Source organism: Rhodococcus sp. ARC_M12 (genome assembly GCF_022810385.1).
In the GTDB taxonomy this organism is placed as follows: Bacteria; Actinomycetota; Actinomycetes; order Mycobacteriales; family Mycobacteriaceae; genus Rhodococcoides; species Rhodococcoides navarretei.
In genome coordinates, this window is sequence record NZ_JALGQI010000001.1 from 331,049 (window position 1) to 352,544 (window position 21,496).

Sequence of the window (21,496 nt, forward strand, 5' to 3'; positions counted from 1 at the left end):
ACCCTAACGCTCGCGCTGTTGCGCTCCGCGGGCGAGCACCTCGTGACACACCGACACCGGATCTGCGACGGACCGTGCTCCGCCCGCCGCCGCCCTCGCCGCCCGGGCGAACTTCGGATCGGACAGTACGGTCGCCACCGCGTCGGCTATGGATGTTGCGGTCGGGGGTCGCACGATGACGGCACTCCCCTGCCTGCCTGCGCGATTCGCCAGTTCCCACTGGTCACCGCCACCGGGCACCGTCACCACCGGCACGCCGTGAATGAGTGCCTTGGCCAACATTCCGTGACCACCGCCGCACACCACCACATCGGCGCGACGTAGCAGTTCGTCCTGGCGGCCCAGGCCTGCGTTCGCCCAGTCCGGCAGCACGTCGGGGCCGCCATCGAGAACGGATGCCACCACCCGGACGCCTCTGCCGTCCAACCCTTTCAGCGCCATCTCGAGCATTCCCTCCGCACCGGTGAATGCGGTCGACGGAGCGACCATCACCACGGGCGACACACCGTCGGGAATATCGAGCAGGTTCTTCGTCGGCTCCCACAGCAACGGGCCGACCACGTGAGCGTCCTCCGGCCAGTCGGGGCGGTGCACCTCGAGCGCGGGAATGGTGGCGATGAGCCGAGCGGCCGGGCCCGGGTCATCGGCAGGCAGCCCGATGCTCGTCCGCGCGAGTGACCGTTGAGTTCGGCCCTGAGCGATCGAGCGTGACGTCAACGCGCGCATCACGGTATCGCGCAGCCTGCCGCGAACCCCGGTACCGGGAGCCAACCCACTTCCGATGGGCGGCAACCCTTTCGAGGGTGAATACAGCGGGTGGGGCGACAGCTCGACCCAGCTGATGCCGAGCCGCTCGGCGGCCATGCCGCCCCCTGCGGTCAGGATGTCGGATACGACGAGATCGACGTTCTCCCGCTCGAGGTCGGGCAGCAACTCGGTCGAGACGAACGCCGCCCGCGAGTGGATACGTTGCCCGGCATCGAGATCGTCGTCCTCCGGCCGCGGCGCAAGACCGCCCAACGGAAGCGCGCGCAGCCCCGCGGCGTGCGCGTCGGGCACCCACCTGCTACCGGTGAAGAGGACCGGTTCGTCGCCGGCCGCGCGGAAGAGCAGAGAGAGCGCGATTGCCGGGAAGGCATGCCCCGGATCGGGCCCGGCCACCACTGCTACTCGCATCGACCCAGCGTGCCACACTCGAGCCGGGCCGCCATCGACGCAGCCTCGGTCACTCGCTCTCGGGCCGCAGATACCTGTCGACTGCACACGCCATCTCGCGCACCACCTCGGGACCGGGCACGCGCTCGGACACCATCTCCGCGGACTGAACTGCGGACTGCACCATCAGCAGCACCAGGGTCGCCAGCGTGGTGGGATCCCCAGCACGAATCGACGAATCACGTTGCCCTGCAAGCACAAGCGAAGTCAACGCATCGATGATCAACGACTGGCTCGTGCCGAGTCGATGAAGAATGTACGTGGCGAGCACATCGGAATCGGACCGCAGAATTTTGACGAACAACGGGTGCAGACGAATACTGTCGGCAACGCCACCCACTGCCGTCACGATCTGATCGCGACCCGACGCCGTGTCGTCGAAACTCGGAATCAGGGCACCGATCTCGCGAGTGAGCAGACTCGACACCACTGCCCGCGTATCGGCCCATCTCCGATATACAGTGGGCCTGCTGACCTTGGCACGACGGGCGATCTCGGCCAGGGTCGTGCGCTTGACCCCGTGTTCGAGGATGCACGACCGAGCTGCGTCGAGAACATTGTCCTCGACCGACTTCTCGGGGACATCCGTCACGGACGCCGACAGCAAGGGCTCGGTCGAGGCTGGACTCGACACCGGCTGCTCGATCACGTGCCATCCTTCACAATTCGGACAAAGCGACTGTTCCGCGGGTTCAAGCAAACTTTTCGTTACAGTACCTCACGATTACGGGCACATTCGGCCGCCAAGACCCCGATAACACGCACTGAAAATGTACGCCGCAGCCGGCTGACGAGGAATCGACTCGGTCACCGACACGGCAATCGTCAACCCTGGCAAGCTGATCGATGTGACCGACGAATGGATACGACCATGACCCGTTCGGTGACGGTGTTGACCAATCCGGCGGCCGGTGGTGGGCGTGCAGCGCAGCTGGGACGGTGCGCTGTCGCACGCCTGCGTGAGCGCGAACTGAACGTCACGGCCATCGAAGGGCGCACGCCGGGGGACGCATTGGCATTGCTGGAGAAAGCCGTCGGAACCGGCACGGACGCCGTGGTCGCGGTCGGCGGCGACGGACTGGTCAACCTCGTGCTTCAGGTGCTCGCCGCCACCGATACCCCGATGGGTCTCATTCCGGCCGGCACCGGCAACGATCTGGCCCGAGCACTGGGACTGCCACGAGACGACGCTGCCCGCGCAGCCGACATCGTCGCCGACAACCTCACTCGCACAATCGACCTCGGTCGGATCGGCGAACGCTGGTTCGCCACCGTCCTGTCCAGCGGCTTCGACTCGCTGGTCACCGAGCGGGCAAGACTACTGCGATGGCCCCGTGGACCTCTGCGGTACAACGCCGCCATGGTCTTGCAGCTGGCTTCGCTCCGAAAGCTCTCGTACGTGATCGAAATGGACGATGCCGAGCTCCGTCTCGACGCCACCTTGGTGGCCGTCGGAAACGGCAGCAGTTACGGCGGAGGCATGGCCATCTGCCCGTCCGCGCGGCTGGACGACGGTCTCCTCGATATCACCGTCGTCCGCGGAGTGAGTCGAACCCGGCTGGTCGGACTGTCACCGACTCTCTACCGGGGAACACACGTCGACCTGCCGGAGGTCGACACCTACACCTCGACGCGAGTCACCCTGCGGTGCGAGGGCATCGTCGCGTACGCAGACGGTGAGCGCATCGCCGAACTGCCTGTCACCGCGTACTCCGTACCGCAGGCGCTGCGGGTGTTCGTCGCTCGGGGTTCCGCGCCCGGCGCACGATGAGCGGCTTGCCGATCAGAACTTCGAGGAGTAGCGATCGTTGTCGGACGAGATGGCCCTGTACAACCACACCAGACCCAGCACGAGTGCGCCTGCCACCACCAGCCAGAACACACCCTTGATGATGCTGCCCAGAAGCGCGAGCGCAATCCAGATCAGAACGATGAATCCGAGTACTTTCCAGAACATGAAGTGCTCCTGCCGTCGCCGCGCACCGTGTCGTATCGCGTACTTCGATACTGGCACCGGAACCCACCGACCACATCCGGGTGAACCCTGAAATCCTCAGCGGTGCCGCGAGCGGATCTCCTCGATTTCGGTGAGCGCCTCCGCCCATCCCTGCAGTCGATCCGTCGCGGACGACAGCTCACGTCGGTGCGATTCGACCACTGTCGTCGACGCCGATCCGGCCGGCCCGGTCATCCGCGCTGCTGCCGCGACGAGCTGTTCGTACTGATCGACTCCGGTCGCGAGTTGGGCTGCAGCCGAGGCGATTCCGTCACGCAGATGTTCACGGGTGACGGCGCTCGCCGCACCGGCACGCTCCAGAGCCGCGATGTCGACAGCGACCCCTTCGAGACTCCGGGCCGCAGCGGAGGTCACACCGATCATCTCTTCGACATCGTCGGCCCCGATCGTCTCGGACCTGGCCAGGATTCCCAGCAGCTCGAACAAGCTCTGCTCGGCCCCGGCCAACCGGCTCATGGACCCGTACGCAGCAGATCCACGCTGCGGCAACGCGCGCTTGGTCGGTAGGCCCACGGGCACCGGTTGCGACCGAAGACGCCGCAACCGCGTGACAGCGAACGCCGCTGGGACGGCCATGAGCGCAGCGCCACCGCCGCCGACGAACAGAGTCCACTCCGGGGCCGACAGAACGGCCATCCCCGCGGTTCCCACTGCCGTCGTCGTGGACGCTGCCCCGAATCTGATTCCGCGGCTTCTGGCCCGACGGATCTTCTTCAGATGCTTGACGCGGGGGTCCTTTCGCCGACCGGCAGCGTCGAGGATCGATGTTCCGACACTACGTGCGGACTCCGCCAAGGATTTCACCACTGCGCCGGACTCCGTGACCGCAGCGGTCACGGAGTCTCGATCGAGCGAAACGGCCGGCCGCTTACGCGACCGGCCGGGTTCGTGTTCTCTTCTACCCATGTCCGCGGTGCCGTCAGGAGGGCGAACTCTTCGTTCGATCGATCACGCCTGAGCCGGAGGCTCGGGCGTCGAGTCCGGGGACTTGGCAATCGAGGGCTTCGCCGCGGCATTGCCCGACGGGAGAGAATCGCCTGCCATCGATGCACGGATCTGTTCCAGTCGGCTGTGACCCGCCATCTGCACGGATGCCTGCTGGACCTCCATCATGCGACCGGACACCGTGTTCTGGGCCAGCTCAGCGGATCCCAGTGCATCTGCGTACCGACGTTCGATCTTGTCGCGCACAGCGTCGAGGCTCGGGGTGTTACCGGGCGCGGACAGGGTGCTGTCCATCGACCGCAGGGATTCGCTGACCTTCTCCTGCATCTTCGCCTGCTCGAGCTGGCTGAGCAGTTTGGTGCGCTCCGCGACCTTGGACTGCAGAGCCATGGCGTTCTGCTCGACGGCCTTCTTGGCCTGGGTGGCAGCCTGCAGAGACTGGTCGTGCAGGACTTTGAGGTCCTCGACGCTCTGTTCCGCGGTCACGAGCTGCGCGGCAAATGCCTCGGCGGCGTTCGTGTATTGCGTGGCCTTCTCGATGTCGCCTGCGGTGGCGGCCTGATCGGCCAGCGTCACCGCTTGTCGAGCGTTGGCGTTGAGCTTCTCGACCTCGTCCAGCTGCCGGCTGAGCTTCATCTCGAGCTGGCGCTGATTACCGATGACGGACGCGGCCTGCTGGGACAGTGCCTGATGCTGCCGCTGTGCGTCTTCGATAGCCTGCTGGATCTGAACTTTGGGGTCGGCCTTCTCGTCGATCTTGGAATTGAAGAGCGCCATCATGTACTTCCAGGCTTTGACGAAAGGATTAGCCATGGGGTGGTCCTGCCTCCATCTGTTGCGCCGCGGTGGCCGCGTACGGGTCGGCTGCTCTCGCAGTGACCGAAATTAACCTGTCCGTGCTGAGAAAAGTCGGGTGCGTGGTCTGAGTCGAGAATGGAAACTGGGTACTTTTCCGATCTTAGGCGGCAGCGAGAGCTCTGGCAGCAGGTGCCGGAATCACGACGCGAGTATCGCCATCGATGCGGGTCGCTACGACAGCCTCGTCGCGTAGTGCCGCGGCGGTGGATGCGTCGGACAGTGTCACGCTGACATCGCTCATGACATCCGCGAGCGGGACGGCGAGGGCATCGCAGATCGCGGCGAGGAGTTCGCTCGACGCCTCCTTGCGGCCACGTTCCACCTCGGAGAGGTAACCGAGGCTGACGCGCGCGGTGTTGGAGACTTCACGCAGGGTTCGGCTCTGTGCGACGCGAGTACGCCGCAGACTGTCGCCGAGTGCTTCACGCAATAGCAGCGCCATCTCGCTCCTCCTCGTTGGTGTTCGTGTCGACGGCTGTGCCGTCGCGACGACAACGTTCATATCTCGTTCGTCCGGAGCCGTCACGATGTTCAACGTCCCACTCGGTCCGATTGGTTCCCGACCCTATATCCCCATTCACTCCAACATGCGCCGAAGCTGCTCCGACACGGCTGTCACGACTGTATCCCGGCGAAACGTCCGACGGCGCGCTCGCACACACTCCGGCCGCCACCGCCGCTCCCCCACGTCCGCTCACGTGGAGGACACGCCTCGGCGCAGGCGAACCGCCTGCACCACGTAATCCAAGCCGGTGTAGACGGTCAGCAGTACCGCCAGAGCCATCAGGGCAACCGCGACGGGATCGACGACGGACGGCAGCGGGCACAGATACACACCGATCGCGAATGTCTGCACCAGCGTCTTGACCTTCCCACCACGTCCTGCGGGGATGACGCCGTGGCGGATGACGGCGAACCGCACGGCCGTGATGCCGATTTCCCGCACCGCGATGATCACCGTCACCCACCAGGAGAGCTCGCTTAACATCGACAGTCCGACGAGCGCAGCACCGATCAAGGCCTTGTCCGCAATGGGGTCGGCCATCTTCCCGAAATCGGTGACGAGACCGTACTTGCGAGCCAGCTGGCCGTCGATGCGGTCGGTGATGGCGGCGACAGCGAAGATCGCGGTTGCGCCGAGCCGCCACGACGTGTCGTGGCCGTCGCCGACGAAGAGCGCCGCCAGAAAGACTGGAACCAAGGCGATACGGAGCACCGTCAGTACGTTGGCGATATTGAGCAACGGTACGTCTGTCACCGGTCCGGAGGTGGCGTTGCCGTGAGGTAGTTCCGAGCCTCGCGAGACACTTCCAGTACCGGGTTCACCGTTGCCTGGCACTTTGCCGCTGGTCGGGACACCGTGATCGGGCGCTACCGGCCCGTTCATCGCCGAACTCCCGAGCCGCGGACGGCGCATCCGCCGATGTGTCGGCTTTCGCGCAGCACCGACCCGCCGAGACGGGGACACACCTCACAGAACCACACACGAAAAGTTTATCGGTTGAGGGAATGACTACTGTTCACCACATGACTTCTGGGCCGAATCGGGCGAGTCGCGACACCGCGCATCCCGAATCCGACGTGCATTCCGACATCGCGAATCGTGGGTCCGCGCACGACGGCACCCTCGTCGTGCGCCGAGCCAGGACCTCCGACATTCCCGAGATCAAGCGGTTGATCGACATTTACGCCGGACGCATTCTCCTCGAGAAGAACCTCGTCACCCTGTACGAGGCGGTGCAGGAATTCTGGATTGCCGAGCGTGACGGCGAGATCATCGGCTGCGGAGCGCTGCACGTGCTCTGGGCCGATCTGGGCGAGGTTCGTACCGTCGCCGTCGACCCCGCAGCGAAGGGGCACGGTGCCGGCCACCTGATCGTTGCGAAACTCATCGAGGTCGCCCGGGAACTGGCGCTGCAGAAGGTGTTCGTGCTGACCTTCGAGGTGGACTTCTTCTCCCGGCACGGGTTCGCCGAGATCGACGGGACCCCCGTCACCGCCGAGGTATACGCGGAGATGTGCAGGTCGTACGACACCGGCGTCGCGGAATTCCTCGACCTGAGCTTCGTCAAACCGAACACACTGGGCAACACGCGAATGCTGCTGTCGCTCTGACAGAATTTTGCGGACCACCCCCGAATTCGGAAGAGAGCTCATGCCCCTGATCGCCGTCAGCTACACCTACTCGCCCACCACCACGGACGGTCGCGACACTCACCGCGCTGCACATCGTGCATGGTTGGCCGACCTGCTCGAACGCAAGACCTTGGTCTCGAGCGGCCCGTACGCCGACGGCAGCGGAGCGTTGCTGCTGGTGGACGGCCCCGATGCCGCCACCGTCGAGACACTGTTCGCCCAGGACCCGTTCGCAGTCGAGAATCTGATCGAATCGGCGACGTTCCACGAGTGGACACCTGTGATGGGCACATTCACGTCCTGATCGGCCTGCTCACCCGGCTCGGGTGAATGGACCACTGCCCCGCCGAGACGGCTGCAGTGGTCCATTCACCACGATCGAGGGCGGGTCAGAACTCGTCGGACGCCGGCTGTTCGTCCGGGTCGCCGCCCTTGATCGACCACAGCAGACCGTCGAGCTCGTCGGGTTTGACGAGCACCTCGCGGGCCTTCGATCCCTCGCTCGGTCCCACCACTCCTCGGTTCTCCATCAAGTCCATCAATCGCCCGGCCTTGGCGAAGCCGACTCTGAGCTTGCGCTGCAGCATCGACGTCGAACCGAACTGACTCGTCACGACCAACTCGACCGCCTGCAACAGCACGTCGAGATCGTCACCGATGTCCGGGTCCACATCCTTCTTGTCGGAGACCTTCGCCGCGGTCACGGTGTCGTTGTACTCGGGCTCGGCCTGGTTCTTGGCGAAGTCGACGACGGCAGCGATTTCCTCGTCGGTGATGAACGCACCCTGTAGACGCGTCGGCTTGCCCGCACCCATCGGCAGGAACAGCGCATCGCCCATACCGATCAGCTTCTCCGCCCCCGGCTGATCCAGGATGACGCGGGAGTCGGTCAGTGACGAGGTGGCGAAGGCCAGACGCGACGGCACGTTCGTCTTGATCAGACCGGTGACGACGTCGACGGACGGGCGCTGGGTGGCCAGTACCAGGTGGATGCCGGCGGCGCGCGCCTTCTGTGTGATCCGCACGATCGCTTCCTCGACGTCGCGCGGGGCGGTCATCATCAGGTCGGCGAGCTCGTCGACGATCGCGAGGATGTACGGGTACGGCCGGTAGACGCGTTCGCTGCCCAGCGGCGCGGTGATCTCGCCGGAGCGCACCTTCTTGTTGAAGTCGTCGATGTGCCGAACCTTGTTGATCTGCATGTCCTGGTAGCGCTGCTCCATCTCCTCGACGAGCCAGGCCAGGGCCGCAGCAGCCTTCTTCGGCTGCGTGATGATCGGGGTGATGAGGTGCGGAATGCCTTCGTACGGCGTCAGCTCCACCATCTTCGGGTCGATCAGGATCATTCGCACTTCGTCCGGCGTCGCTCGCGCCAGCAGCGAGACGAGCATCGAGTTCACGAAACTCGACTTACCGGAACCGGTGGATCCGGCCACCAGCAAGTGCGGCATCTTCGCGAGGTTGGCGCTGACGAAGTCGCCCTCGATGTCCTTGCCCAGTCCGATCACCAGCGGATGGTGATCCTTGCGCGTGGACGGCGCAGTGAGCACGTCGGCCAGGCGGACCATCTCGCGATCGGAGTTGGGCACCTCGATCCCGACCGCCGACTTGCCCGGGATCGGCGCGAGCAGGCGCACGTTGTCCGTGGCCACCGCATAGGCGATGTTGCGCGCGAGCGCCGTGATCTTCTCGACCTTGACGCCGGGTCCGAGCTCCACCTCGTAGCGCGTGACCGTCGGTCCGCGGGTGAAACCGGTGACGGCAGCATCGATCTTGAACTGTTCGAGTACCTCGGAGATGGCCTCGATCATGGCGTCGTTCGCCTGGCTGCGGGTCTTGGGCGGGTCACCGTCGATCAGCAGCGACAACGACGGAAGCGTGTAATCACCGTCGACGACGCGATCGACGACGATCTTGTCGTCCTCGGCCGCCTGCTTCGGTTCGGCCGCCTTCACGATGGGCTTGGGCTTCGGCCGCGGGGGCGTGACCGGCTCGGGGGCAGGTGCGGGGACAGCGACGGCGGGCGCGATGACCTCGGTGGCGGCCTCGGGCGGCGGGGTCTTGCGCGCACGCGACGGCTTGGCGACCGGGATGTATTCCTCGGTCGGGTAGTTGTCGTGCGGGTCGACGGTGCCGTGGACCGGGTAGCCGTCGGCATCGAAGTTGCTGTCGTAGTCGCCGTAGCCTTCGTCACCGAACTCGGAGCCGAAGTCGGCCGGGTCGTACTCGTCGTATTCGTCGCCGCGGCTGTCGGTTCCGAACAGTGCACGCATCCGGTCAGGCACGTCGCGCACGGTGGTACCGGTGAGCAGGAGCACTCCGAACAAAGCGGCGAGCAGCAGCAACGGCACGGCCAGCCACACGGTGAGGCCGTCGGCGATGGGTCCGCCTGCGACGTATCCGATGAAGCCCGCGCCCTCGGATCGGCCTGCGGCGTCGGTCGGTGAACCGGCGGCCATGTGCCACAGTCCGAGGATCGGCAAGCCGAGCAGGATCGAGCCCAGGACCAGCCGCGGACGCACCTCGGGATTCGGTTCGGAACGCATCAGAACCACGGCGATTGCGACACCGAGCACGGGTGCGACGTAACCGGCCTCGCCGATGACGGCGCGGATACCCACCTCGATCCATGTGCCGACCGGTCCCCCGGCGCTCAACCACACACTCGCGGCGACGACCACACTGACGGCGATCAGTCCGAGAGCGATTCCGTCCCGACGGTGGCCGTGCTCGATGTCGGCAGCTTTGCTCACGGTCCGGGTCGTGGCACCGACTCCACGGGCCGCCATCGACCAGGTGGACGCAATGCCTCGCCCGATCGCATCGAGGGCACCGCGTGACTTCTTCTTCGCCGCAGGCCGCCGAGCCGTCGACGAGCCCCTGGCGGGGGCCTTGCCGCGGGAGGATGCGTTCGCCCGAGACGTCGCCGGGTTGCGCGGCGCGGTCGGCTTCTTCGGCGTGGTGACGGTGCGCGCGGTGCGTCCACCGCCGGATTTACGGGCGGTGCCGGACGCGCGCGAGGAGCCGGATCCGCTGGATCCGGCCCTGGCGGTGGAGGTGCTGGTCTTTCCTGCCATGCCCCCAGGCTAGTCGCAACAGCCCCGTCGAAACCATCCGCAACACCAGTAACAGCGGAGGCGAATGCGTCAGAAGCTCAGATCGAGCGCCTTCACAGCGGCGACATCATCTGCCGAACCCTCGTACAGCACCTCGATCTGGTCCCGCCCGAACGCGTAGAGCAACAGTTCCGACGGCTCCCCCACCACGGTCACGCCCGGGCCCGACCCACCCTTGAACGTGGCGGTGCGGCCGTCCGGGGTGCGGACGTGCACCGGAATCGGCGCGGAGCGGTGTCCGGCCCGTCCTATCAAACGAACCTGCGGCCACAGACGCGTTTCCACCGCGGTCGGCAGTACTCGACGCGTCCAACTCTCGCCGGCCCGGCGCAGATCCTCGTGATGAACAAACATCTCACCGAGATTGATCAATGGATCGAGCAGTGCAAACGGCGACCACATGGGCGGCCCCGTCCGTACGTCCTCCACCACGGAGGTGAACGGCTTGTTCGCCACGGATCGCTGGACCCGCTCCGTGTACCCCGCGAGCGGCGACAGGAATATGCCCGGCGAGGCGTCCAGGCGTCGCTCCCGGACGACAAGATGCGCCGCCAGATCGGCCGCTGTCCACTCACCGCACAGCGTCGGCGCATCGGGACCCACGTCGAGAAGGGTCTGGACCAATTGAGAACGTTCATCCTGGGCAAGGCTCACGCGCTCCAGGCTACGGCCAGACGGAACCAGCGGCATCCTGCCGCGGGATCCCATCCTTTGTCTGGGTAACCTCCCAACAGTGCCGGTATCGGAAATTCTCGTCATCCTGCTCGCCGGACTCGGAGCCGGAGCGATCAACGCCGTCGTCGGTTCCGGGACGCTGATCACGTTTCCGACTCTGGTCGCATTCGGCTATCCCCCGGTGGTCGCCACCATGTCCAACGCCGTGGGACTGGTCGCGGGAAGCGTCTCGGGTACGTGGGGATATCGCCGAGAACTGCGTGGGCAGTGGCATCGCCTGCGGTGGCAATTGCCTGCCTCGTTCTTCGGAGCGCTCGGTGGTGCCTGGCTGCTGCTGCATCTGCCCGAAACCGTCTTCGCCGCAGTGGTTCCGGTGTTGCTCATCGGCGCGCTGATTCTCGTTGTCACACAACCGCGAATTCAGGCCTGGGCCAAGCGGCGATCGGAAGCCGCGGGTAAGGCCGCGAACCACATCAGCCGTACCCGGATGGCGTTGGTCACCGGCGGCACCCTACTGGTCGGCGTCTACGGCGGCTATTTCACTGCTGCACAAGGCATTCTGCTCATCGGAGTGATGGGGGCACTGCTCCCCGAAACCATGCAGCGGATGAACGCAGCCAAGAATCTCTTGTCGCTGGTCGTCAATGTCGTTGCCGCAGTGACGTACACGATCTTTCGATTCGACGACATCAGCTGGCAAGCAGCCGGACTGATCGCCATCGGCTCCTTGATCGGCGGAGCGGTAGGAGCACGCTACGGCCGCCGGCTCTCGCCGGCGGCCCTGCGTGGTGCCATCGTCGTTCTCGGTCTGATCGGACTCTGGCGACTGCTCGTGCAGTAGATCTACTGCGGCTGCGGCTTGACCGCGATGATGGTCGGAACGATCATCGGCTTGCGGCGGTACTTGTCCGCTACCCACCGACCCACGACGCGGCGCACGGCCTGCGCGATGCGGTGCGTATCGGACACGCCGTCGGACGCCAGACGCTGCAACTCTGACTCCACGAGTTGCCCGGCTTCCTTGAGAGCGGCCGGATCGTCGGAGAATCCGCGACCGGACACCTCGGGTGCGGTCACCGCGCGACCGGTGGCCGAGTCGACGGCGACGCTGATCGCGATGAATCCACCCTCGCCCAGTACGAGCCGATCGGAAAGCGTCGAATCGCCCACGTCACCGACCGAGAGGCCGTCGACGTACACGTGCCCCACGGGCACCTGTCCGACGATCTCGGCGAGACCGTCGACCATGTCGACCACCACGCCGTCCTCGGCCAACACCACACGCTCCTCGGGGACACCCGTCGCCTTGGCCAGAGCAGCGTTGGCACGCAGGTGACGCCACTCGCCGTGCACCGGCATGGCGTTGGTGGGCCGTACCGCGTTGTAGAGGTACAGCAGCTCACCCGCCGAGGCGTGGCCCGAGACGTGGACTTTCGCATTCTGCTGCGTCACGACGGTCGCGCCGCGCTTGGCGAGGCCGTTGACCACCGCGAACACCGAATTCTCGTTGCCGGGGATGAGCGAGGACGCCAGCACCACGAGATCGTTCGCCTTGACGTTGATCTGGCGATGCTCGCCGCGGGCCATCCGGGACAGCGCCGACAACGGCTCGCCCTGCGAACCAGTGGAGATGAGCACCAACCGGTCGTCGGGAAGCGTTGCGGCAGTGTCGACATTGACCTCGAGACCGTCGGGCACACGCAGGTAGCCGAGATCCTGAGCGATCTGCATGTTGCGGACCATCGACCGGCCGACGAACGCCACCCGGCGGTTGTACCGCTCGGCGACGTCGATGACCTGCTGAATGCGGTGCACGTGACTGGCGAACGACGCGACGATGACGCGCTGCTTCGCCTTGCCGATGACGGTGTCGAGCACGCCGCCGATCTCACGTTCCGGCGTGACGAACCCGGGCACCTCTGCGTTGGTGGAATCGACCAGGAAGAGGTCGACTCCCTCGTCGCCGAGCCGCGAGAAGCCGGCCAGGTCGGTCAGGCGACCGTCGAGCGGCAGCTGATCGAGCTTGATGTCACCGGTGTGCAGCACCAGACCGGCGTCGGTCCTGATGGCAATGGCAAGCGCATCGGGAATCGAGTGGTTCACCGCGAAGTACTCGCAGTCGAACGGGCCGTGCTGCGTGTGCTGGCCCTCGATCACCTCGACGAGGTTCGGACGCAACCGATGCTCACGGCACTTGGCCGCGACCAGAGCGAGGGTGAACTTGGAACCGACGACGGGTAGGTCGGGACGCAGGCGGAGCAGGAACGGGACAGCACCGATGTGGTCCTCGTGACCGTGCGTCAGCACCACGGCCTCGACGTCGGCCATGCGGTTCTCGATGTGCCGGAAGTCCGGCAGGATGAGGTCGACACCCGGCTGCTGGTCCTCGGGAAACAGGACGCCACAGTCGATGATCAGCATCTTTCCCTGATGCTCGAACACCGTCATGTTGCGACCGATTTCTCCGATCCCACCGAGTGCGACCACGCGCAGGCCCTTGAACGGGGCCTTCGGCGGCGTGCCGAGACGCTCCGTCGGGTCGAATTCACGACGCTTGTCGGGACGCTGTGTGCGCGCCGAGTTCTGCACCATCGGCTTGCCCTGCCGAGCTCCTGCCGGTTGGCCCTGCTTCGGGGCCGGACGCTCGGAGGGTGGTCCGGCGTTTCGGGTTGCGCGTCCGCGCGATCTGTTCGGTCGTGTCATACAAGAACTCCTGCCGCCCGCAGCTCCGCTGCGAGCAATTCGATGTGATCGATGCTCGGTGGCACCTGGGGAAGTCGTGGTTCGCCGACATCGAGTCCGATGAGGCGAAGGCCGGCCTTCGAGGCGCTGACGCCGCCGAGGCGCGCGACCGAGCGAATGACCGGAATGAGACTGACGTTGATCGCCTGTGCACGTGCGATGTCGCCCATCATGAAGGCGGTGTGCAACTCACGGAGGCGAGCCGGGACGAGGTGGCCGATGACGCTGACGAAGCCGGTCGCACCGACGGAGAGCCAGGGCAGGTTCAGTGGGTCGTCGCCGGAGTAGAACTGCAACCCGGTCGATGCGATCAGTTCGGCACCGGCGTTCAGATCGCCCTTGGCGTCCTTGACCGCGAGGATCCGCGGATGCTCGGCGAGCCGTCGCAGCGTCTCGGTCTCGATGGGGACGACCGAGCGGGGCGGAATGTCGTAGAGCATGACGGGCAGGTCGGTGGCATTGGCGACCGCGGTGAAGTGGGCGTACAGACCGGCCTGCGGCGGCCGGGAGTAGTACGGGGTGACGACCAGTAGACCGTGCGCGCCTGCACGGGCGGCGTCACGGGCGAGTTCGACACTGTGCGCAGTGTCGTTGCTGCCTGCCCCGGCGATGATGCGAGCTCGGTGACCGACCGCAGCGATCACCGCGCGAAGCAGTTCGAGCTTCTCGTTCTCGGTGGTGGTCGGTGATTCACCCGTCGTGCCGGCCAGAACCAGTCCGTCGTTGCCCTGTTCGACGAGGTGATGCGCCAGGCGAACGCCTGCATCGATATCCAACTTACCGTCCGCTGTGAACGGGGTCACCATGGCGGTGAGCACCGTACCGAACACAGGCGCAACGGAAGGAGTGGCGTCACCGTAGGTCATGGCAGCAGATTACCCGGTGCTTTACCCACTCTCGCGCAGCGGGACTCCCCGCCGACACCGTGTTCCGAGACCCGCTCGCGGTCGCCACCGAACCTCGTCGTCAGACCTCGGTCACGAACGGGCTGCGAGCCACTTCCGTGCCGTCGTGCAGTGTCGAGATCTCGAAGTCACCGAATACGTCCGGCGCCACTGCCACGAGCTTACGCAGACATTCGACGGCGACGCGTCGAATTTCGACGTCCGCATGCTCCGATGCGCGCATCGATACGAAATGCCGCCATGCCCGGTAGTTGCCGCTCACCACCACGCGAGTCTCGGTCGCGTTCGGCAGCACCGACCGAGCGGCCTGCCGTGCCTGCTTGCCGCGCAATGCCGCATTGGTGACCGATTCCAACTTGCCCTCGAGCGCACCGAGCAGTTCGGTGTATGCCGCACGGCTCGCTTCGGTTGCCGATGCGAACAGCGCCTCGAGCTCAGGATCACCTTCGACAGCCGGTGGAAGAACCACGTTGGCGTCGTGCTCGGGAACGAATCGTTGCGAGAGCTGCGAGTAGGAGAAGTGCCGGTGCCGGATCAGTTCGTGCGTGCACGATCGCGAGATCCCGGTGATGTAGAACGTCACGCTCGCGTGCTCGAGAACCGAGAGGTGCCCGACGTCGAGCAGATGACGCAGATACGACGCATTGGTCGCGGTCCGAGGATTGGGCTTGGACCAGCTCTGATAGCACGCCCGACCGGCGAACTCGACCAACGCCTGCCCGCCGTCCGCGTCGGTTTCCCAGGGAATGTCGGCGGGCGGAACGAACTCGGTTCGGGCGACCAGCTGCACCTTCAGCGCAACCGTCCGCGGCACAGCTCTACCTTCGTTTTCTGCTGACACCGCACAACCCTAAACGCGGTATCGACGCTCGGCGAACGATGGCGTCACGGTGCTGTCAAATGACGCCACCAGGGATGCTTGACCGACGTCATGTATGACGTCACAATGGCGTCATGGAACTCGACAAGTACACCGCGTCGCTACGGACGGATCTACTCGCGGCAGCCGCTCTGGGCGACGAGCACACTCGGCAGACTGCCGAAGCACTCGGCAAGACGGCGGAGGCCTCCGCCAGATTGATGCTGCTCACCGCGCTGTCGGACTTCGCGGCCGAGGTGTCGAACGACCTGGACGGTCATACGGTCACCGTCCGCCTCGACGGTACGCAGGCGCACGCCGATGTTCGACGCGACAGCCCGGTGCTCGGTCTGCACGACGGCGATCCGGCGGAGCACGTCACCGAGGACTACCCGACCATGGACGATGTGTCCGGTGAGGTGCGACGGGTCACGCTACGACTGGTCGAGCAGATCAAGGAACGCGCCGAGGACGCCGCGAACAACAGCGGAGTGTCACTCAATTCGTGGTTGTCGCAGGCCGTCCAAGGCGCACTACGTGATCAGATGCGCAAGGATCGCGGCTGGAACAACTAGCGTCTACTTCTTCTCGCGCCACTCCCGCTCGAACGGCAACCGCCATGCGTGTGGAGCGATGAGCTGGTGAATGGCGTTGGGCCCCCACGAACCCGGTGCGTACAGGCGCACCGGGGGCGGATCGGCGAGCAGCGGCTCGGACACCTTCCACAGCCGCTCGATGCCCTCGGCTGTGGTGAACAGTGTGTGGTCGCCGTACATGGCGTCGAGAATCAGCCGTTCGTAGGCTTCGAGTACGTCGCCGACTCGCTCGGTTTCGTGGACGGCGAACTGCATGCTGAGTTTGTCCAGGTGCATGCCGGGCCCCGGCCGTTTGCCGTAGAACGACAACGACACCTTCGATGCGTCCGCGAGATCGAAGGTCAGGTGGTCGGGGCCATGCGCTCCGACTCCCGAGCCCGCGGGAAACATACTCTTGGGCGGCTCGCGGAACGCAATGGAAATTATTCGTTGACCTTCGGCGAGGCGTTTTCCGGTGCGCAGGTAGAACGGAACGCCCGCCCAGCGCCAATTGTCGATCTCGCATTTGAGCGCCACGAAGGTGTCGGTATCGGAGTCGGGTGCGACACCCTCCTCCGCTCGATACCCTGTGTATTGGCCTCGCACAACGTTTTTCGGTTCCAGAGGCATCATCGACCGGAATACCTTGTTCTTCTCCTCGCCGATGGCGCGGGGCTCGAGCGCTGTCGGCGGTTCCATCGCCATGAACGCGAGCACCTGGAACAGATGCGTAACGACCATGTCCTTGTACGCGCCGGTGGCCTCGTAGAATCCGGCTCTACCGTCGAGAGCGAGTTCCTCCGGTATGTCGATCTGCACGTGGTCGATGAAGTTTCGGTTCCAGATCGGCTCGAACAACCCGTTGGCGAAACGGAAGGCCAGGATGTTCTGCGCCGGTTCTTTACCCAGAAAGTGATCGATGCGGAAGATCTGATCCTCGTCGAAAGTCTCGTGCACGCGAGCGTTCAGCGCGATCGCGCTCTCGAGGTCGGTACCGAACGGCTTTTCCATGATGATCCGAGAGCGCTTCACCAGATCTGCCGATGCGAGCGTATCCACAACGGCCAGAGCAGCTCTCGGTGGAACGGACAGGTAGTGCAGGCGTTTGGCACTGCCGCCGAGTTCGATCTCGGCCTCGGCCACGGCCTCTCCCAGCGCCGCTGGTCCTGCCTTCTGCGACACGTACGTCAGTCGCGAGGCGAAACGACTCCATTGCTCGTCGCCGACTTTGCGACTCGAGTAGGTGTTGATCGATTCGCGAGCGAGAGCGCGGAATTCGTCGGTCGACATCTCTTCGAGCGACGTGCCGACGACGCGGATGTTCGGCGCGAGATCGGACAACGCCAGATGCATCATCCCGGACAGCAATTTTCTCTTGGCCAGGTCTCCTGTCGCCCCGAACAGGACGACGACCTGGGGTGGCAGTTCGGTGGCAGTATCCGTCCGGGGCGAAGTCACGGTTCGATAGTGGCACCGATTCTGCCCGAGTGCACGTCGGCAGAACGCCGGCCCTCTCGACAGAATTCAACGAAGCGCGGCAACGAGGTCTCCCCTGTCCCCCACCACCACACGTTCGAGTTCGAGCCAGTCCGCCATCTCCCGAAGCACGTCTCGCAGTCGAGGCGCAATGTCACCGGCATTGCGGTCGCCTTCGACGTACGCCGCGATCACGTGCAGTTCGGACTGCGCTCGCACCGCTTTGAGGTCGAGGCGGGCCACCAGATGCCCGTCGAGCAGGAACGGAAACACGTAGTACCCGTGAATCCTCTTGTGCTGCGGGGTGTATATCTCGATTCGATAGTGGAAGCCGAAGATTCTCTCCACTCGCGGCCGGTAGAAGATCATGGGATCGAAAGGACACAGCAACGCGGCAGCGGTGGCGGTTCGCGGAGTCCTGGCCTCGCGGTGGAGGTACGCCGGAGCGTTCCAGCCTCGGACGGTCACCTCCTCGAGAACGCCGTCCTCCAGGAGGTCGGCGACGGCCGCCTTGGCCTGCTTCTGCGAAAGCCGGTAGTAGTCCCTCAGATCCGGTTCGGTAGCGATTCCCAGTGCCCGAGAGGACTTCTCGATCAGTGCACGCACCGCGTCCGATTCGTCCACCCGTCTGAGCAGAACGTCCTCCGGGATCACCCGTTCGCTGAGCTCGTACCGTCGCACGAATCCCGTTCGTGCCGGCACGGTAACCACGCCGGCCGCGAACAGCTGCTCGCAGACGACCTTGACATCACTCCGATCCCACCACGGCCCCTTGCCACCGGGCGTGTCCACCTCGAGGTGCTTCTCGATCTCACCCGCGCTGGCCGCACCGTTGTCGCCGATCACCGCGAGGACGTCGTCGACGAGCGTTGGTTCGCGCTCGAGAATGCGGGCAGCTCCGCCCCACCGCCCGTGCCGATACAACTCCATTCGCCATCGCATGAGTGGCCAGTCCTCGACGGGCAGCAGAGCGGCCTCATGAGCCCAGTACTCCACCAAACGACGAGGTCGACGCGCAGTGTCGGCCCACGCGGCGTCGTCGACGATCGTGCGGTCGTAGGCACCGACACGGCTGAACACCGGTGCGTAGTGCGCTCGGACCACCACCGACACCGAGTCGATCTGCAGCAACCCGGTGGTGTCGATGGCTGCGTGCACCGCGGCCTTGCTCGCCGGCCGAGTACGCGACCGCCTCGACGCCAACCCTTGGGCGGCCAGGGCGGTGCGACGAGCGGCGGCGGCACTCATCTCCTGCATCGGGCCAGCCTGTCACGGCCCACCGACACGTCCACTCAGGTGCTGAACAGGTTCGCCGCCTTGAGGATCAATTCGTACAGTCCGTAGGCGAACGGCACGGCAACCCACGCCCATGCAACCGCCATCGTGACCTGCTTCTTTCCGCCGCTCATGCCTTCGCTCCTGTAGTGGCTGCCGAACCCGTGTGATCCGATTCGTGGTACTTCGAGGCAACCGGCTTGATTGCTTCGTTGGCCAGGAACCCGACCGCCAGCAGTCCGATCATCACGTAGAACGCCGGCAGGTACCGGCCGGTGGTTCCCGGCTCCCCGGCGTCGGCGATGGCATTGACGATCAGTGGTCCCAGTACACCGGCGACCGACCACGCGGTCAGGAGCCGTCCGTGGATCGCGCCTACCTGGTACGTGCCGAAGAGGTCCTTGAGATAGGCCGGAACCGTCGCGAATCCCGCGCCGTAGAAAGACAGGATCAGCAGGGCCGACACCATGAACAGGATCTTGTTGGTGTTCGTGAACAGAGCGATGTAGAGGTACAGCAGTGCGCCGACGCCGAGATACATCCGGTAGATGTTCTTGCGCCCCACCACGTCGGATACCGACGACCAGACGAACCGTCCGATCATGTTGGTCAAGGAGAGGAACGCGACGAAGCCGGCGGCCGCGGCGGCCAAGGATTCGGGCGAGGTCGCGTCGGGAAAGAAGTCCTGGTAGATACCCGATCCGCGTTCGAGAATGCCGATCCCGGCAGTGACGTTGAAGCACAACACGACCCACAGCAGCCAGAACTGCGGTGTCTTGACCGCGTTCGCGGCCGAGACGTTGTGCGTCGACACCATCGCCGACGACGCGGGCGGGGTCCACCCGGCCGGAGTCCATCCCTCGGCGGGCACTCTGATGAGCACGACGCCCAGTGCCATGAACACCGCGTATCCGATGCCCAGAGTGAGGAACGTCTTGGCGATGGAACCGTCGGTGAAGCCGCCGAAATTCACCATCAGCTGGCTGGTGAGCGGGGACGCGATGAGTGCGCCGCCGCCGAAGCCCATGATGGCGATTCCGGTGGCCATGCCCGGCCGGTCCGGGAACCACTTCATCAGGGTGGACACCGGAGAGATGTAGCCGATTCCGAGGCCGATACCGCCGACGAATCCGTAACCGAAGATCACCAGCCAGAACTGTCCGAGCGCCATGCCGAGCGCCGACAACAGCAGTCCGGACACGAAGAACACCAGCGAGACGGCCATGGCCCACCGTGGGCCGTTCTTCTCGACACGAGTTCCGAAGATCGCGGCGGACAGCCCGAGCATCACGATGGCGAGCTGGAACGGGATGGCGGTCACGGTTCCGCTGAGTCCGAGCGCGTCGGGTTGGGAGATGGCGTTCTTGAACACGCTCCAGGCGTAGGCGGATCCGATCGCGAGGTGGATGGACAGCGCCGCCGGGGGTATCAACCAGCGACTCCACTCGGGTGTCGCGACGATGGCGGAGCGATCGAGAATGCGGAGGGTCATCGAAATCCCTTGGTATCGAGAGCGGTACAAACATCAACTATCTCCTGCAGTCAAACACGGCATCGACTTACCTGCTCACATTCGGGAATAGTTTCTTCACCGAACTCACCGAATCGCGCCGCGTAACCTCGAGAGTGTGGACATCGAGCGGTGGCGCAGCAGATTGCCGGTGAGACGAGCCTCCGATGGCGAGGTCATCGGATGGACCGTTGCACACGACACGAATGCACAGGACGAACACGACGAGAATTATCTGGTCGACGCCGTCAATCCCGTCGGAATCATCGTTGCGCGGGGCGTTCCGATCGAGACTGCGATCGCCCACCTCGAGGATCGCGGTCTGGCATCGCTGTCGGCTCCACATTGGACGAAGGCACCCCTGCCCCTGGAGTCGATGACCGATTTGTCTGCACCGCAGGATGATTGGCCGTGGCGGCGAGTGCTGATGACGCAACTCGACGACAACCGGGTGTGGATTCGGCCCGCGTACCCGAGTTGGCCGGAACGTCTGCTCGAGATTCCGCTGCAAATTCCCGCCGACGACATTCTGCGCGCGGACTCCCCCGCCGAATCCGACTGAGTCAGTAGCTCCGAAGAAGTGCCCTCAGGGCGTCTGCGAGTTGGGTCGATCCGGGTTCCTCGACGGGGTGAGTCAGCACCGGCCGACCGTCGTAGCCCCCGGGGGCACCGATCGACACCGCTCGGGCAGGAACCGGGCCTAAAGGTCGAAGTCCATGATGGAACGTAACCGTCAGTCGGACAGTCCGGCCGCGACTGTGCCGCCCAATTCGTAGCATCGCTCACGTGTGGGCTTGCCGCTCTCCGCGATATGCACGGTGCCGAAGACCTTCTCGAGACCCCACCCCGATGCGATCTTCTCGATGGCCCGTCCGGCACCGACGGTGTCGTCGTTGCCGTGAACCCAGGCGGCGTAGGGCTTTCCGGCCACGGCATCGAGGCACGGGTAGTACACGGTGTCGAAGAAGTGCTTGAGCGCCCCGCTCATGTAGCCGAAGTTCGCCGGTGTACCGAAGAGGAAGCCGTCGGCTTCGAGTACGTCCGGGACGGTCGCGCCGAGAGCAGGCACACTGCGCACGTCCACGCCGGTGACCTCGGGATCACGTGCTCCGGCGAGAACCGCCTCGAGCAGCTCGCGTGTGAGCGGGCTCGGCGTGTGGTGAACCACCAACAGGGTGCGCGTCACGCTACG

The 21,496-nt window shown here is 65.0% G+C and carries 22 protein-coding genes; 6 read left to right on the top strand and 16 right to left on the bottom strand.

Annotated elements, in window-relative coordinates; genetic code table 11:
- Window positions 1–3 precede the first annotated feature (3 nt).
- Both MTX35_RS01510 and MTX35_RS01515 read right to left on the bottom strand, forming a co-directional pair.
- On the bottom strand, window positions 4–1,176 hold the full coding sequence (locus MTX35_RS01510; protein ID WP_243593255.1) for a glycosyltransferase: 1,173 nt from the start codon (window positions 1,174–1,176) through the stop codon (window positions 4–6).
- 49 nt (window positions 1,177–1,225) lie between these two features.
- Window positions 1,226–1,819 carry a TetR/AcrR family transcriptional regulator gene (locus MTX35_RS01515; protein WP_374230227.1) on the bottom strand — a complete coding sequence of 198 codons (594 nt, stop codon included), beginning with the start codon at window positions 1,817–1,819 and terminating at the stop codon, window positions 1,226–1,228.
- Window positions 1,820–2,086: 267 nt separating this feature from the next.
- On the opposite strand from MTX35_RS01515, the gene MTX35_RS01520 reads away from it, so the two are divergent.
- Complete coding sequence (locus MTX35_RS01520) at window positions 2,087–2,986, top strand: diacylglycerol kinase (RefSeq protein ID WP_243593257.1); 900 nt, start codon at window positions 2,087–2,089, stop codon at window positions 2,984–2,986.
- Between the two features lie 12 nt (window positions 2,987–2,998).
- Here MTX35_RS01520 and MTX35_RS01525 read toward each other — a convergent pair whose 3' ends face one another.
- From MTX35_RS01525 to pgsA, 5 genes are all read right to left on the bottom strand, one after another.
- Window positions 2,999–3,172, bottom strand: a complete 174-nt coding sequence (locus MTX35_RS01525) for a hypothetical protein (RefSeq protein ID WP_243593258.1) — start codon at window positions 3,170–3,172, stop codon at window positions 2,999–3,001.
- Window positions 3,173–3,268: 96 nt separating this feature from the next.
- A complete protein-coding gene (locus MTX35_RS01530; protein ID WP_243593259.1) occupies window positions 3,269–4,069 on the bottom strand; it encodes a hypothetical protein in 801 nt (266 codons plus the stop codon).
- A gap of 111 nt (window positions 4,070–4,180) precedes the next feature.
- On the bottom strand, window positions 4,181–4,990 hold the full coding sequence (locus tag MTX35_RS01535) for a PspA/IM30 family protein (RefSeq protein ID WP_243593260.1): 810 nt from the start codon (window positions 4,988–4,990) through the stop codon (window positions 4,181–4,183).
- A 145-nt stretch (window positions 4,991–5,135) separates the two neighbouring features.
- Window positions 5,136–5,477 carry a helix-turn-helix domain-containing protein gene (locus tag MTX35_RS01540; RefSeq protein ID WP_243593261.1) on the bottom strand — a complete coding sequence of 114 codons (342 nt, stop codon included), beginning with the start codon at window positions 5,475–5,477 and terminating at the stop codon, window positions 5,136–5,138.
- 252 nt (window positions 5,478–5,729) lie between these two features.
- A complete protein-coding gene (pgsA, locus tag MTX35_RS01545; RefSeq protein ID WP_243593262.1) occupies window positions 5,730–6,422 on the bottom strand; it encodes a CDP-diacylglycerol--glycerol-3-phosphate 3-phosphatidyltransferase in 693 nt (230 codons plus the stop codon).
- Window positions 6,423–6,562: 140 nt separating this feature from the next.
- Between pgsA and MTX35_RS01550 the strand changes: the two genes are divergently transcribed.
- The gene (locus MTX35_RS01550; protein WP_243593263.1) at window positions 6,563–7,150 is read left to right on the top strand and encodes an amino-acid N-acetyltransferase; all 588 of its coding nucleotides are present in this window, start codon (window positions 6,563–6,565) and stop codon (window positions 7,148–7,150) included.
- Between the two features lie 40 nt (window positions 7,151–7,190).
- Window positions 7,191–7,475, top strand: a complete 285-nt coding sequence (locus MTX35_RS01555; protein ID WP_243593264.1) for a YciI family protein — start codon at window positions 7,191–7,193, stop codon at window positions 7,473–7,475.
- Between the two features lie 85 nt (window positions 7,476–7,560).
- Here MTX35_RS01555 and MTX35_RS01560 read toward each other — a convergent pair whose 3' ends face one another.
- Both MTX35_RS01560 and MTX35_RS01565 read right to left on the bottom strand, forming a co-directional pair.
- A complete protein-coding gene (locus tag MTX35_RS01560) occupies window positions 7,561–10,248 on the bottom strand; it encodes a DNA translocase FtsK (RefSeq protein ID WP_243593265.1) in 2,688 nt (895 codons plus the stop codon).
- A 69-nt stretch (window positions 10,249–10,317) separates the two neighbouring features.
- A complete protein-coding gene (locus MTX35_RS01565; RefSeq protein WP_243593266.1) occupies window positions 10,318–10,941 on the bottom strand; it encodes a TIGR03085 family metal-binding protein in 624 nt (207 codons plus the stop codon).
- A gap of 79 nt (window positions 10,942–11,020) precedes the next feature.
- Here MTX35_RS01565 and MTX35_RS01570 point away from each other — a divergent pair, with 79 nt between their 5' ends.
- Complete coding sequence (locus tag MTX35_RS01570) at window positions 11,021–11,803, top strand: sulfite exporter TauE/SafE family protein (RefSeq protein WP_243593267.1); 783 nt, start codon at window positions 11,021–11,023, stop codon at window positions 11,801–11,803.
- Window positions 11,804–11,805: 2 nt separating this feature from the next.
- Here MTX35_RS01570 and MTX35_RS01575 read toward each other — a convergent pair whose 3' ends face one another.
- The 3 genes from MTX35_RS01575 to thyX all read right to left on the bottom strand — a co-directional run bounded on the left by MTX35_RS01575 (window position 11,806) and on the right by thyX (window position 15,423).
- Window positions 11,806–13,554 carry a ribonuclease J gene (locus MTX35_RS01575; protein WP_374230228.1) on the bottom strand — a complete coding sequence of 583 codons (1,749 nt, stop codon included), beginning with the start codon at window positions 13,552–13,554 and terminating at the stop codon, window positions 11,806–11,808.
- 107 nt (window positions 13,555–13,661) lie between these two features.
- A complete protein-coding gene (gene dapA / locus MTX35_RS01580; protein WP_243593269.1) occupies window positions 13,662–14,570 on the bottom strand; it encodes a 4-hydroxy-tetrahydrodipicolinate synthase in 909 nt (302 codons plus the stop codon).
- Window positions 14,571–14,670: 100 nt separating this feature from the next.
- Complete coding sequence (gene thyX, locus MTX35_RS01585; protein ID WP_243593612.1) at window positions 14,671–15,423, bottom strand: FAD-dependent thymidylate synthase; 753 nt, start codon at window positions 15,421–15,423, stop codon at window positions 14,671–14,673.
- 140 nt (window positions 15,424–15,563) lie between these two features.
- On the opposite strand from thyX, the gene MTX35_RS01590 reads away from it, so the two are divergent.
- On the top strand, window positions 15,564–16,043 hold the full coding sequence (locus MTX35_RS01590) for a hypothetical protein (protein ID WP_243593270.1): 480 nt from the start codon (window positions 15,564–15,566) through the stop codon (window positions 16,041–16,043).
- A 3-nt stretch (window positions 16,044–16,046) separates the two neighbouring features.
- Here MTX35_RS01590 and zwf read toward each other — a convergent pair whose 3' ends face one another.
- From zwf to MTX35_RS01605, 3 genes are all read right to left on the bottom strand, one after another.
- Entirely contained in the window at window positions 16,047–17,501 is a 1,455-nt protein-coding gene (gene zwf / locus MTX35_RS01595; RefSeq protein ID WP_243593271.1) for a glucose-6-phosphate dehydrogenase, read from the bottom strand.
- 66 nt (window positions 17,502–17,567) lie between these two features.
- Window positions 17,568–18,776 (bottom strand): winged helix-turn-helix domain-containing protein, encoded by a 1,209-nt coding sequence (locus MTX35_RS01600; protein WP_243593272.1) that lies wholly within the window; start codon window positions 18,774–18,776, stop codon window positions 17,568–17,570.
- Window positions 18,777–18,924: 148 nt separating this feature from the next.
- Window positions 18,925–20,286 (bottom strand): OFA family MFS transporter, encoded by a 1,362-nt coding sequence (locus MTX35_RS01605; protein WP_243593273.1) that lies wholly within the window; start codon window positions 20,284–20,286, stop codon window positions 18,925–18,927.
- 136 nt (window positions 20,287–20,422) lie between these two features.
- On the opposite strand from MTX35_RS01605, the gene MTX35_RS01610 reads away from it, so the two are divergent.
- A complete protein-coding gene (locus tag MTX35_RS01610) occupies window positions 20,423–20,866 on the top strand; it encodes a hypothetical protein (protein WP_243593274.1) in 444 nt (147 codons plus the stop codon).
- Between the two features lie 171 nt (window positions 20,867–21,037).
- Here the strand turns inward: MTX35_RS01610 and MTX35_RS01615 are convergent, their stop codons facing one another.
- Window positions 21,038–21,490, bottom strand: coding sequence for an NAD(P)H-dependent oxidoreductase (locus MTX35_RS01615; protein ID WP_243593275.1), 453 nt, complete (start codon window positions 21,488–21,490; stop codon window positions 21,038–21,040).
- Window positions 21,491–21,496 lie beyond the last annotated feature (6 nt).

Bases quoted from the DNA above. Each gene is read 5' to 3' on its own strand.
- pgsA (WP_243593262.1), bottom strand. From the start codon at position 6,422: ATGAACGGGCCGGTAGCGCCCGATCACGGTGTCCCGACCAGCGGCAAA.
- MTX35_RS01590 (WP_243593270.1), top strand. From the start codon at position 15,564: ATGGAACTCGACAAGTACACCGCGTCGCTACGGACGGATCTACTCGCG.
- MTX35_RS01520 (WP_243593257.1), top strand. From the start codon at position 2,087: ATGACCCGTTCGGTGACGGTGTTGACCAATCCGGCGGCCGGTGGTGGG.
- MTX35_RS01540 (WP_243593261.1), bottom strand. From the start codon at position 5,477: ATGGCGCTGCTATTGCGTGAAGCACTCGGCGACAGTCTGCGGCGTACT.
- MTX35_RS01575 (WP_374230228.1), bottom strand. From the start codon at position 13,554: ATGGTGCAGAACTCGGCGCGCACACAGCGTCCCGACAAGCGTCGTGAA.
- MTX35_RS01510 (WP_243593255.1), bottom strand. From the start codon at position 1,176: ATGCGAGTAGCAGTGGTGGCCGGGCCCGATCCGGGGCATGCCTTCCCG.
- MTX35_RS01560 (WP_243593265.1), bottom strand. From the start codon at position 10,248: ATGGCAGGAAAGACCAGCACCTCCACCGCCAGGGCCGGATCCAGCGGA.
- MTX35_RS01605 (WP_243593273.1), bottom strand. From the start codon at position 20,286: ATGACCCTCCGCATTCTCGATCGCTCCGCCATCGTCGCGACACCCGAG.
- MTX35_RS01525 (WP_243593258.1), bottom strand. From the start codon at position 3,172: ATGTTCTGGAAAGTACTCGGATTCATCGTTCTGATCTGGATTGCGCTC.
- MTX35_RS01600 (WP_243593272.1), bottom strand. From the start codon at position 18,776: ATGCAGGAGATGAGTGCCGCCGCCGCTCGTCGCACCGCCCTGGCCGCC.
- dapA (WP_243593269.1), bottom strand. From the start codon at position 14,570: ATGACCTACGGTGACGCCACTCCTTCCGTTGCGCCTGTGTTCGGTACG.
- MTX35_RS01550 (WP_243593263.1), top strand. From the start codon at position 6,563: ATGACTTCTGGGCCGAATCGGGCGAGTCGCGACACCGCGCATCCCGAA.
- MTX35_RS01535 (WP_243593260.1), bottom strand. From the start codon at position 4,990: ATGGCTAATCCTTTCGTCAAAGCCTGGAAGTACATGATGGCGCTCTTC.
- MTX35_RS01555 (WP_243593264.1), top strand. From the start codon at position 7,191: ATGCCCCTGATCGCCGTCAGCTACACCTACTCGCCCACCACCACGGAC.